Source organism: Janthinobacterium sp. PSRC1-1, assembly GCF_049897525.1.
In the GTDB taxonomy this organism is placed as follows: domain Bacteria; phylum Pseudomonadota; class Gammaproteobacteria; order Burkholderiales; family Burkholderiaceae_D; genus Janthinobacterium; species Janthinobacterium tructae.
Genome location: NZ_JAFCWK010000010.1, coordinates 204609 through 216745, shown reverse-complemented (window position 1 = coordinate 216745; position 12137 = coordinate 204609). Strand labels below are relative to the sequence as shown.

Annotated in this window: 12 protein-coding genes; 11 read left to right on the top strand and 1 reads right to left on the bottom strand. The window is 61.9% G+C overall.

Annotation, left to right across the window (positions count from 1 at the left end):
- Nucleotides 1-374: 374 nt before the first annotated feature.
- From ACP7DW_RS21360 to ACP7DW_RS21315, 10 genes are all read left to right on the top strand, one after another.
- Nucleotides 375-1883, top strand: a complete 1509-nt coding sequence (locus ACP7DW_RS21360) for a DUF4080 domain-containing protein (RefSeq protein ID WP_426056400.1) — start codon at nucleotides 375-377, stop codon at nucleotides 1881-1883.
- Nucleotides 1884-1940: 57 nt separating this feature from the next.
- Nucleotides 1941-3074, top strand: coding sequence for an MlaE family ABC transporter permease (locus ACP7DW_RS21355; RefSeq protein WP_426056517.1), 1134 nt, complete (start codon nucleotides 1941-1943; stop codon nucleotides 3072-3074).
- A complete protein-coding gene (locus ACP7DW_RS21350; RefSeq protein ID WP_426056401.1) occupies nucleotides 3074-3970 on the top strand; it encodes an ABC transporter ATP-binding protein in 897 nt (298 codons plus the stop codon). Before ACP7DW_RS21355 ends, ACP7DW_RS21350 begins: the two co-directional genes overlap by 1 nt.
- Nucleotides 3970-4929, top strand: a complete 960-nt coding sequence (locus tag ACP7DW_RS21345; RefSeq protein ID WP_426056402.1) for an MlaD family protein — start codon at nucleotides 3970-3972, stop codon at nucleotides 4927-4929. The genes ACP7DW_RS21350 and ACP7DW_RS21345 overlap by 1 nt, the downstream gene beginning before the upstream one ends.
- Nucleotides 4930-4941: 12 nt before the next feature.
- Nucleotides 4942-5556, top strand: a complete 615-nt coding sequence (locus tag ACP7DW_RS21340) for an ABC-type transport auxiliary lipoprotein family protein (protein ID WP_426056403.1) — start codon at nucleotides 4942-4944, stop codon at nucleotides 5554-5556.
- Between the two features lie 10 nt (nucleotides 5557-5566).
- The gene (locus ACP7DW_RS21335; protein WP_426056404.1) at nucleotides 5567-6754 is read left to right on the top strand and encodes a VanZ family protein; all 1188 of its coding nucleotides are present in this window, start codon (nucleotides 5567-5569) and stop codon (nucleotides 6752-6754) included.
- Between the two features lie 40 nt (nucleotides 6755-6794).
- Entirely contained in the window at nucleotides 6795-7112 is a 318-nt protein-coding gene (locus tag ACP7DW_RS21330) for a (2Fe-2S) ferredoxin domain-containing protein (RefSeq protein WP_034781335.1), read from the top strand.
- A 35-nt stretch (nucleotides 7113-7147) separates the two neighbouring features.
- Nucleotides 7148-7801, top strand: coding sequence for an alpha/beta hydrolase (locus ACP7DW_RS21325; protein WP_426056405.1), 654 nt, complete (start codon nucleotides 7148-7150; stop codon nucleotides 7799-7801).
- 113 nt (nucleotides 7802-7914) lie between these two features.
- Nucleotides 7915-9060, top strand: a complete 1146-nt coding sequence (locus tag ACP7DW_RS21320) for a D-alanyl-D-alanine carboxypeptidase family protein (protein WP_426056406.1) — start codon at nucleotides 7915-7917, stop codon at nucleotides 9058-9060.
- Between the two features lie 147 nt (nucleotides 9061-9207).
- Nucleotides 9208-10134 (top strand): aldo/keto reductase, encoded by a 927-nt coding sequence (locus tag ACP7DW_RS21315; RefSeq protein ID WP_426056407.1) that lies wholly within the window; start codon nucleotides 9208-9210, stop codon nucleotides 10132-10134.
- A 3-nt stretch (nucleotides 10135-10137) separates the two neighbouring features.
- On the opposite strand, the gene pssA is transcribed toward ACP7DW_RS21315, so the two are convergent.
- On the bottom strand, nucleotides 10138-10908 hold the full coding sequence (gene pssA, locus ACP7DW_RS21310) for a CDP-diacylglycerol--serine O-phosphatidyltransferase (protein ID WP_289952685.1): 771 nt from the start codon (nucleotides 10906-10908) through the stop codon (nucleotides 10138-10140).
- 238 nt (nucleotides 10909-11146) lie between these two features.
- Here pssA and ACP7DW_RS21305 point away from each other — a divergent pair, with 238 nt between their 5' ends.
- Entirely contained in the window at nucleotides 11147-12100 is a 954-nt protein-coding gene (locus ACP7DW_RS21305; RefSeq protein ID WP_426056408.1) for a CAP domain-containing protein, read from the top strand.
- The last annotated feature ends 37 nt before the right edge of the window (nucleotides 12101-12137 follow it).

Genomic DNA, 12137 nt, shown 5'->3' with positions numbered 1-12137 from the left:
TCATTATTTCTTGTGAACATTTGATATTTTAAGTTAGACGCCAATCCGAAGATTGACGCTGCACTTACATCAAATGCCCACACTTATCGACTGTTAATTGTTAAAGAACGGTATTCGGTTACTGCTTTCGCGCTATCGACAAAGCGTTGTGTTTGTCAGCTGCGAAGAAGGAAGAGTATGAAGCATTTCACTACATCCGTCAACTCCTTCTTTTCCTGCTCATCGCCGTTTCCGGTGATCCTCAACTGCCGCATTTGACTGCGTCTCATTGGGGAGGCGAACTATAGCCAACTCCAGCCCAGGAAGCAAGCTTTATCCAGAGAAATCGTCGCGTGCAGCGTAAAATGGCTGTTTTTCCTCGATCCGCACCTGTCATGACCATCCTGCTCTCCACTTTGAACGCCCGCTACACCCACGCTTCGCTGGGATTGCGCTATCTGCTGGCCAATATGGGCCCGCTGCAAGCGCAGACGCGGTTGCAGGAATTCGTCATCGGCACGAAAACCACGGAACTGGTCGAGCGCATCCTCCTCAACAAGCCGCGCATCATCGGTTTTGGCGTATATATATGGAACGTCGAGGAAACCACCAAGCTGGTGGCCATGCTCAAGCGCGTGGCGCCCGAGGTCATCATCGTGCTGGGCGGGCCGGAAGTGTCGCACGAGGCGGGCGAGCAAGAGATCGTCAAGCTGGCCGACTACCTGATCACGGGCTGGGGCGACGTCACCTTCCCCAAGCTGTGCGGCGAGATCCTCAACGGCCCCAAGCCGCTGATGAAGATCCATGCCGGCGTGCAAGCCCCGCTGGCGGAACTGCAGCTGCCCTACGCTCTATATACAGACGACGATATCCGCCACCGCACGATTTACGTGGAAGCGTCGCGCGGCTGCCCGTTCAAGTGCGAATTTTGCCTGTCGGCGCTGGACAAGACGGCCTGGCCCTTCGCGCTGGAGAACTTCCTGGCCGAGATGGAATCCTTGCATGCGCGCGGCGCGCGCCTGTTCAAGTTCGTCGACCGCACCTTCAACCTGAACATCAAGACCAGTTTGAAGATCATGCAGTTCTTTCTGGACAAGATCGAGGCCAATCCGGACGACCCGATCTATGCCCACTTCGAGCTGGTGCCCGACCATCTGCCCGATGCCTTGAAAGAAGGCATCAGCAAGTTCCCGCCCGGCGCACTGCAGTTCGAGATCGGCATCCAGAGCTTCAATCCGGACGTGCAAGCGCTGGTCAGCCGCAAGCAGGACAATCAAAAGGCGGCCGATAACATCCGCTGGCTGTGCGAAGAATCAAACGCCCACTTGCACGTGGACTTGATCGCCGGCTTGCCGGGCGAGGATGAAGCGAGCTTTGCGGCCGGCTTCAACAAGCTGGTGGCCTTGAAACCGCATGAAATCCAGTTCGGTATCCTGAAACGCCTGCGTGGCACGCCCATCATCCGCCATACGGAAAATTACGGCATGGTGTTCGACCCGCACCCGCCGTACACCATCCTGGCGAATAAACAGCTCGATTTCATGAGCATGCAGCGCCTGGTGCGCTTCGCCCGCTACTGGGACCTGGTCGCCAACTCGGGCCGCTTCGCCAATACGGTGCAATGGATGCTGGGCGATGCGCCATTTGAAAACTTCATGGACTTTTCGAACTGGCTGTACGCCCACACGGACGCCACGCACCGCATCGCCATGGAGCGCCTGGCCAAGCTGGTGGCGCAATGGCTGCAGACGCGCGGCATGAGCACGGTCGAGGCCAATGCCCTCGTGGCCAGCGACTATGCGGGCGGCGCGCAAGCGGCCAACCACGCCAAAACCAGCGACCAGCCGAAGGCGCACCTGGAGGCGGCAATACCGCAGCGGCAGGCGCGCCATCTGGCCTCCTGAAAGCGTGACGATTGAACATCGGTGGCGGTCTGCGCCATTCTCCCTTAAACTGGCATGATGCCGACTGTACAATCGCCGAAACTGACCCTCTCCCAGACCAGCTCCCAACAGGGAGCCCTTGTCACTGCCAGCGGCACCTGGCAGGTGCACGCGCTGGCGCATGACAATGCCATCAAGGCCATCGACGCCCAGCTCAAGCCCTTGCAGGGCGACACCACCGTGCAATGGGACCTGTCGTCGATCGACAGCATGGACCATATCGGCGCCCAGCTGTTCTGGAATGCCTGGGGCAAGCAGCGCCCCGCGCAGCTGACCCTGGCGCCGTCGCAGGAAGAGTTTTTCCGGCGCATCGAAGAGACGGGCCCACTGGAGACGCCGCCTTCGCGCGCCAACCGCCTCACGCCCGTGATGAAGCTGGGCATGGCCATCCTGCTGTTTTTCGAACATTTGAAGGGGTTTATTGCCCTCGTGGGCCAGGTAACGCAGGATATCGGCCGCTTTGCGCGCCATCCGATGCGCGGGCCGTGGCGTGAAATTTCCGCCAATATCTTCCATGCGGGCTTCCAGGCGCTGGGCATCACGGCCCTGGTCGGCTTTCTGATCGGCGTCGTGCTGTCCTATCTGTCGGCGCAGCAGCTGCGCGCCTTTGGCGGCGACATTTATCTGGTCAACCTGCTGGGCATGAGCGTCATCCGCGAACTGGGGCCGTTATTGGCGGCCATCCTGGTGGCTGGCCGTTCGGGTTCGTCCATCACGGCGCAGTTGGGCGTCATGCGCGTCACGGAAGAGCTCGATGCCATGCTGGTGATGGGCATTTCACACGGTTTCCGCCTGATCATGCCGAAAGTGCTGGCCCTGGCCATTTCCATGCCCCTGCTCGTCATCTGGACGGATACGGCCGCGCTGATCGGCGGCATGGTGGCGGCCAAGGTGGAATTGAATCTGTCGGCGCGCTACTTCATCCAGAAGCTGCCGGACGCCGTGCCGCTGGCCAATTACATGATCGGCCTGGGCAAGGGCGTGATTTTCGGCATGCTGATCGCCCTTGTCTCCTGCCACTTCGGCCTGCGCATCAAGGCCAATACGGAAAGTCTGGGGCACGGCACCACCACCGCCGTCGTCACGGCCATCACCGTGGTCATCCTGGCCGACGCCGTGTTCGCCATCGTCTTCAATGGAGTGGGCTACTGATGGCGGACGACACCGATATCGCTTGTGGCACGGGCAAGGAAGGCCAGTTCAACCTGCATGGCGACGCGCCCGTGGTGGAAATCACCAATCTGTGGACCAAGTTCGGCCGCACTGTCGTGCACCAGGACTTGAACCTGGAAATCGAACGGGGCGAAATCCTCTCCATCGTGGGCGGTTCCGGCACGGGCAAGACGGTGCTGCTGCGCCAGATGCTGGGCCTGGAACATCCGGCGCGCGGCTGCGTCAAAGTCTTTGGCGAAGATATCAACAAGGCAAGTTCGGACCAGTTGCAGCAATTGCGCAACCACTGGGGCATGCTGTTCCAGCAAGGCGCCCTGTATTCGGCCCTGACCGTGTTCGACAACGTGGCGCAACCGATGCGCGAATTGCACGTGCTGCCCGAAGCGCTGGTGCACGACGCGGTATTATTAAAGATGAACATGGTGGGCCTGGGCCCGGAACATGCGCTGAAAATGCCGTCGGACTTGTCGGGCGGCATGATCAAGCGCGTGGCTCTGGCGCGCGCCCTGGCGCTGGAACCGAAGCTGCTGTTCCTCGACGAACCGACGGCGGGCCTGGACCCGGATCTGTCGGAAAGCTTTGTATCCCTGATCCAGTCGCTGCACCGCGAACTGGGCTTGACGGTGGTGATGGTCACGCATGACCTCGACACCCTGTTCGCCCTGTCCTCGCGCATCGCCGTGCTGGCGGAAAAACACGTGATCGCCATCGGCCCCACGCGCGAGGTGATCGAAGTCGACCACCCGTTCATCAAGCAATTTTTCCTCGGCGACCGCGGCAAGCGCGCACTGGCCGTCCTGGACGAGAAACAGGCGGCAGCCACGGCCGCGCAGCCAGGCGGCGACGCCGGCACTGACAAGAAAGCGGAAACGTAATGGAAAACAGATCACATGCCCTGATGACGGGATTTTTTACACTCACCCTGCTGGTGGCCGCCATCCTGTTCGGCGTCTGGTTCAATCGCGACCGCGTGGAAAGAGTGCCGTACCTGCTCGCCACCACCCTGTCCGTGCCGGGCCTGAACCCGCAGGCGACCGTGCGCTACCGGGGCCTGGAAGTGGGCAAGGTCGACGCCATCGACTTCGACACGCAAAAGGCGGGACAAATCCTCGTGCATATCAGCGTGGCGCCCGATACGCCCGTCACCAACACGACCTTTGCCAGCCTCGGTTACCAGGGCGTGACAGGCATCGCCTACATCCAGCTCGACGACGAGCAGGTGGGTTCCAAGCTGCTGGGCACCAGCAAGGACAAGCCTTCGCTGATCCCCCTGCGCGCCGGCTTGCTCGACCAGCTGGAAAAGCGCGGCAAGCGCATCCTCGACCAGGCCGAACAGATCACCAACAAGGTGAATAATTTGCTCAGCCCCGACAACCAGGCCGCCATGCTCGGTGCTTTCAATGAAGTGGGCAAGGCCGCCAAGGCTTTCGGCGCCATCCCGCAGCAGCTCGAACCGACCCTGACGCAATTGCCGCAACTGACGGAACAGACACGCCAAACCCTGACGGCCGTCAGCACGGCCAGCAAGAACGTGTCGGACCTGACGGCCACGTGGAAAAAACTGGGCAACGATATCCAGGCGCCCGGCGGCGTGCTCGACAAGGTCAATGGCACGGTCGAGCGGGTCGGCAATTCGGTGGAAACGGTGGCCAATGGCGTATCGCTGGAAGTCTTGCCGCAGGTCATCGAGCTGAGCGGCGAGGCGCGTTCCTCGATGCGCGCCCTGAAAACCACCATGAGCACGCTCAATGAACAGCCGCAGAGCATCTTGTTCGGCGCCCCAGACATCCCGCCCGGCCCGGGCGAGCCCGGTTTTTCGGCACCGGGCAAATAAGGAGAACACCGCATGCCTATCCCACGCAATCTCGGCGCACTGATCCTGGCCGCCGCCTTCCTGCTCGGCGGCTGCGCCAGCCGCGGCCCCGTGCCCACGTTCTATGATTTCGGCCCGGCCGCGCCGCAGGCGGCAGCGCCAGCGGCGGCGCCCGCCGTGCCCGTGCTGGTGATCGCCGACGCCAACGGCCCTTCCTGGCTCGACAGCCAGCGCATGTATTACCGGCTGCTGTACGCCGATGCGCAGCAATCGCGGCCGTACGCCTACAACCGCTGGAACACGCCGCCGCTGCAACTGTTGAGCCAGCGCCTGAAAACGCGCGTGGCGCAGAGCGGCGTGAAAGTGCTGTCGACCACGGACGCGGCCGCCGGCATGCCCCTGCTGCGCATCGACGTCGATGATTTTTCGCAGGCGTTTGACACGCAGACGCACAGCAGCGGCCATGTGTCGCTGCGCGCCTCGCTGTTCCGCGGCCACCGCCTGATCGACCAGAAAACCTTCAGCCGCAGCGGCCCGGCCGGCAGCGCCGACGCGCAAGGGGGCGCGCAAGCGCTGGCGGCAGCCTCGGACGCCATCGCCGCCGACCTGCTGGCCTGGCTGGGCACGCTGAACCTGTCGAAAGAGTGACCGCAGCACAATGACCGACCCCGCAGCTCCCGCCAGCCCGCCCGCGCCACTGCCGCCTGTCCGCTCGTCGCCCGTGTCGCGCGCGACCCTGCTCGCCTACGTCTTCCTGATCGTGTACGCCAGCTGGTTCCCGTTCACGGGTTGGCACAGCAATGGCCTGTCGCCGCTGACGTTCCTGGAAAACACGCGCATGCCCCGTTACTGGACGGGCTTTGACGTGGGCATCAATGTCGTCGGCTACATCCCGCTGGGCGCCTTGATCGTGTATTCGCTGTTTCCAAGGATCACGGGTTTCTTTGCCGTCATCGTCGCCAGCCTGTGCGGCATGTTGATTTCCGGCAGCATGGAGGCCGTGCAAACCTATCTGCCCAGCCGCGTGTCGTCGAATCTCGACTTTTATACGAACTCGGCCGGCTGCCTGATCGGTTCCATCATCGGCGCCCTGACGGCGCGCAAGCTGCTCGACCACAGCCATCTGTACCGCGTGCGCCAGCGCTGGTTTGCCCAGCACGCCAGCCAGGGCCTGGTGCTGGTGGCCCTGTGGCCGCTGGCGCAGATCTATCCGCAAGGCTATCTGTTCGGCCTGGGCCAGCTGCTGCCGATCCTGTCGGACTGGCTGTCGCGCCTGGTGGGCATGGAGATCGACCTGGCCACCTACCTGCGTCCCGATGTGATATTGACGGTCGAGCAATACTGGCTATCAGAAACCATCATCACGGCGTGCGGCATGACGGGCGCCGTGCTCACCTTGCTGTGCCTGCTGCGCCGCGCAGCGCCGCGCACCATCCTGATGCTGACGCTGATCGCCGCCGCCCTGACCGTGCGTTCGATGGCCAGCGCGCTGCTGTTTTCGCCGGAGAACGCCTTCGTCTGGATCACGCCGGGCGCCCAGGGCGGTTTCCTGATCGGCCTGATCATGCTCGGTGGCCTGGCGTTCGCGCCGCATGTGGCGCAGCGCCGCATCGCGGCCGCCACCTTGCTGCTGAGCCTGGTGATGGTGAATACGACGCCGATCAACCCGTATTTCATGTCGACCTTGCAAGGCTGGGTGCAAGGCAAGTTCCTCAACTTCAATGGCGCGGCGCAATTCCTCGCCTTGCTGTGGCCGTTCATGGCCCTGTGGTTCCTGTGCCTGCCCTCGCACCGCCTGAACCGGCAGGAGGACGTGCAGCGCCAGCGTCGCGAAGACCACCCATAAGCGCTATCATGGCGCATTGATGAATCAGCAGGAGCATAGTATGAGCGACGCACCGTATTTTGAACGCCACGTTTTTTTCTGCATGAACAAACGTGAAGACGGCCGCAACAGTTGCGGCGACCATGGCGCGGAAGCGGCGCAAAAGCATTGCAAGCGCCGCATCAAGGAACTCGACATGAATGGCGCGGGCAAGATCCGCATCAACCAGGCCGGCTGCATGGACCGCTGCGAAGAAGGCCCGTTGCTAGTCATCTACCCGGAAGCGACCTGGTACACCTATGTCGACACCAGCGATATCGATGAAATCATCGATACGCACCTGGTGGGCGGCAAGATCGTCGAACGCCTCAAGATTTAATGCCAATTTAAGAGAATGCCACCAGTATGAGCATCATGAACAGAAATTCGGAAAAATTTACCCTCGCCGGCCATGCAGGCAGCATGGAAGGCTTGCTCGATTTCCCGGCAGACACCCCGCGCGGCATCGCCCTCGTTGCCCATCCGCACCCACTGTACGGCGGCACGATGGACAACAAGGTCACGCAAACCCTGGCGCGCGCGTTTGTCGCCCTCGGCTACGTGGTGGCGCGCATCAACTTTCGCGGCGTGGGCGCCTCGGAAGGCGTGCACGACCATGGCGTGGGCGAGACGGACGACATGCAATTGCTGTATGAACACATGGTCGGCCTGTATCCGGGCTTGCCCGTGGCCTTGTCCGGCTTCTCGTTCGGCACCTTCGTGCAGTCGAAACTGCAGGAACGCCTGGCCGCCGCCGGCACGCCGGTCGAGCGCCTGGCGCTGATCGGCAGCGCGGCTGGCAAGTGGGCCATGGCCGACATTCCCGCCGACAGCATCTTGATCCACGGCGAACTGGACGACACGATTCCCCTGTCCGCCGTCTTCGACTGGGCCCGTCCACAAGACATTCCCGTGATCGTGATCCCCGGCGCCGACCACTTTTTCCACCGCAAGCTCAACCATATCAAGAACCTCGTGATTGCGCTGTGGCATGGTGACAAACCCGCAATAGCAGCAGATGATCATTGAAGTGTGGGCTTACTACCGCCTCCACGGCTATAATTGATCCGTTTTTTCCACGCGGCCATGCAAGTAGCAACGGCATGGCCCTCAGCCTTCATCTTTTTCGCAGACCAGCCTCCATGAAAAAACTCTTAGCGGCACTGGCCTCCAGTGTACTTTTCCTATCCGCCGCCTTCGCCCAGAGCGTTCCAGCCCCGACCATCGCCGCCAAGTCCTGGCTGTTGCTTGATGCTACCAGTGGCCAGATCATTGCTTCGCAAGATCCGGATGCGCGCATCGAACCGGCATCGTTGACCAAGATCATGACGGCCTACCTGACGTTTGCCGCCATCCGCGAAAAGAAACTGGCGCTGGACCAAAAAGTGAATGTCTCCGTGCGCGCCTGGAAAGTCGATTCGAGCAGCTCGAAGATGTTCATCGACCCGGCCACGCCCGTGTCGATCGACGACTTGCTGCATGGACTGATGATTCAATCGGGTAACGACGCCGCCGTGGCGCTGGCTGAAGCCGTTGCCGGCGATGAAGGCACCTTCGTCGTGCTGATGAACCGCGAAGCCCAGCGCATGGGCCTGAAAAACACGCGTTTTGCCAATCCGCATGGTTTGCCTAGCCCCGATAACTATTCCACCGCACAAGACTTGTCCGTGCTGGCCAAGCGCGTGATCGCCGATTACCCGGAATTCTACAAAATCGATTCCGTGAAAAGCTTTACGTACAACAAGATCACACAGCCTAACCGCAACCGCCTGCTGTGGCTGGACCCGACCGTCGATGGCATGAAGACGGGCCACACGGAAGCGGCCGGCTATTGCATGATCGCCTCGGCCCGCCGTCCGGGCGGCACCGGCGAGCGCCGCCTGATTTCCGTGGTGCTGGGCACCACCTCCGACCAGGCGCGTACGCAGGAAAGCCAGAAGCTGCTGAACTGGGGCTTCCAGAACTTCGATACGGTCAAGCTGTACTCGAAGGGCCAGGCCGTGGCCACGCCGGAAGTGTGGAAGGGCTCGAAAAGCACCGTGAAAATCGGCTTCGCCCGCGATGTGCTCGTCACCGTGCCAAAAGGCACGGCTGCCAAGATGAAACCGGTGCTGGAACGCAAGGACCCGCTGGTCGCGCCACTGGCTGAAAATGCGCCTGTGGGCAAACTGAAAATGATGGTCGACGACAAGGTCCTGCTGGAACTGCCTGTCGTGGCATTGGAAACCATCAACCAGGCCACGATCTTCGGCCGCGCCTGGGATTCGATGCGTCTGTGGATGAAGTAATTACTTCTTGTATTCCATGAAAAATGCCCGCAGATGTTGCGGGCATTTTTTTCGTCTGTCTCGCCGCCGCTTTCTCCACAGCATGCTGCAGCGTAGCTGGCTATAATCGTGGCGTATCCCTTCACGCCACCATCAGAAAGCCAGCCCATGAGCCATGTATTTCCCGCCAGCCTGCAAGCACCGCGCAGCCGTTTGAGTGCCAACGGCCCCGAACTGTCGCGCATCGTCGCCGGCATGTGGCGCATCGGCGAGTGGAATATGTCGGCGCAGCAGCGCCTGGCCTTCATCGAGCAATGCCTGGCGCTGGGCGTATCGAGTTTCGACCACGCCGATATCTATGGCGATTACAGTGCCGAAGGGCTATTTGGCGAAGCCCTGGCCCTGCAGCCGGGCTTGCGCGACAAGATGGAGCTGGTCAGCAAATGCGGCATCAAGCTGCTCTCGCCGCACCGCCCCGGTCATGCCATCCAGCATTACGACACGAGCGCGGCGCACATCACCAGCTCCGTGGAACAGACCTTGCGCCAGCTGCACACGGACCGCCTGGACTTGCTGCTGATCCACCGTCCCGACCCGCTGATGGATTTCGACGAGATCGCCGGCGCCTTCAGCCAATTGAAGCAAGATGGCAAGGTGCTGCACTTTGGCGTGTCGAATTTCAGCCGCCACCAGTTCGAGTGCCTGCACCGGCGTTTCCCGCTGGTCACGAACCAGGTGGAATGCTCGCCGCTGCACGTGGCGCCCCTGTTCGACGAAACCTTCGACGGCTTGCAGGACATGGGGGTGGCGCCGATGATCTGGTCGCCGCTGGCGGGCGGACGCCTGTTCCAGGGTGGCGATGCGAATGTGGAAAATTTACGCAATGTCATCAAGCAGATCGCCGACCAGCTGCAGCGCCCGTTTGCCAGCGTGGTGTTTGCGTGGATCATGCAATTGCCATGCCGCCCCCTGCCGCTGACGGGCACGGGCCGCATCGAAGCGGTGGGCGTGGCCGTGGAAGGCACGCAATTTTCGCTCAGCCGCAGCGACTGGTTCGCCATCCTGCGCGCCGCGCGCGGGCACGAGGTGGCATAGCATTTAATCGATCTCGTCCGGATCGTTGAATACTTGAGGTAATGCAATACCGCGCCAGCCCAGATACCACGCCAGGTTGAGCAGCAGGGTGGCGGCGATGTAGACGGCGAAGAACAGCGCAAAGAAACTGGTCTTCAGCCACACCAGCAGGGCGATGGCAAGGATCAGCACCAGCAGCGCGGCCAGGCTTTTCTTTTGCTTGGAGCTGGGGAAACGCAAGGTCGACACCATCAGGCTGCCCACACCGACGAGCAGCAGCATCAGCAGATAGCTGTGCAGCATGGAATCGATGGGCGCCGGCCAGGCCACCACCACGGCCGCCACGCAGGCGGCACCGGCCGTGATCGGCATGCCGACGAAATACAGCGGGTCGGTGCGCCCGACATTCACATTGAAGCGCGCCAGACGCATGGCGCCGCAGGCAACAAAGAAGAAGCTGGCCATGCCGCCAAAACGCAGCAGCAGCGGATCGTGCACGCCCATCTGCACAAAACCATAGCAGTACAACAAGACGGCGGGGGCACAGCCGAAATTCATCACGTCGGCGATGGAATCGAGCTGCACGCCGAACTGGGAACTGGTGTTCGTCAGGCGCGCCACATAGCCGTCGAGCGCATCGAACACGCCGGCCAGCACCAGCAGCGCTGCCGCCAGGCGGTAGGCATCCGCATCGCCCACCGGGGCGTTATCGACGGAAATGACGATGCTGGCAAAGCCGCAGGCTATCGACAGCAAAGTCACCATGCTGGGCAAGGCGTATTTGGCGCGCTGCAGGCGCGACTTGGGCAAGGTGTTCAAATTATGGGCAATCAAAGTAGCGGGAATGAGGCAATGCAGCGGCAAACGCCGCGCTGCGCTCATTCTACCCTGCGCAGCGGCGGGAGCGTCCGCGCACGAGCGCGCGACATATCTTTTCATGGATGCTCTACGGCAGATCAAAATGCCTTAGAATCGTTCTACCGGGCAACACGCCGGCCCCCACCGCTGTCCGCCCACCTATACAGGAGTCAACTTGATTGTCTCGTCACTGCGTTGGAAACGCTGGATATCCGCCCTGCTGAGTGCAGCCCTGTTGAGCGCCTGTGGCGGAGGCAGCAGCGACAGCAGCAATGCTGCGCAAAGCACCTCGACCCCGGCCGGGCAACTGGCACAGGAACCAGGCGCTCCCGCCCTCAGCAACAATATTGCCACCGATGGTTTCAACTGGTTCAACTACCGGCGCAGCCAGATCGGCCTGTCGCCACTGGCGCGCAACGGCTTGATCGACAGCGCTGCCCTGGGCCATTCCAGCTATCTGAACCTCAACAATACGGTGGCGCACGAACAGGTGCAGGGCAAGCCCGGCTTTACCGGCGTCACACTGGGCGATCGGCTGGCCAAGGCCGGCTACGTCGTCACGTCGCTGCAGGGCGAAGTCATCGCCGGCGCCGGCAACACGTCCGGCTTTTACCTGGCCGAAGAACTGGTCACGGCCATCTATCACCGCTTCGTCATTTTCGAGCCGCTCTTCAAGGAAGGTGGCGCGGGCGCGGCGGTCAGTGGCGCCGGCTACGCGTATTTCACCACCGACCTGGCAGGCAACCGCAACTATGGCCCCGGGCTGCCGGCGGGACAGATCGTCACCTATCCCTCCAGCGGGCAGCAGAAGGTAGCCGCCAGTTTTTCCAGCGATAACGAAACGCCCGATCCCGTGCCGAACCAGGATGTGGTCGGCTACCCGATCAGCGTGCATGCCAACTACGGCACGCCAGTCAGCGTGACGGCGTTCAGCGTGCGCCAGCGCGGCGCCGGCGCGGACCTGGCGGTGCGCCTGCTCACCAGCGGCAACGATGCGCATACGCCGGCCTCGGCCGCATCCATCATTCCGCTGGCGCCCCTGAGCGCGAACACCGGCTATGACGTGACTTTCATCGGCAAAGTCAATGGCGCGGACATCACGCGCAGCTGGTCATTCAGCACGCGCTAGCGTGGCAAGCGGGCGCAGTGTTGAGCACGACAGGATG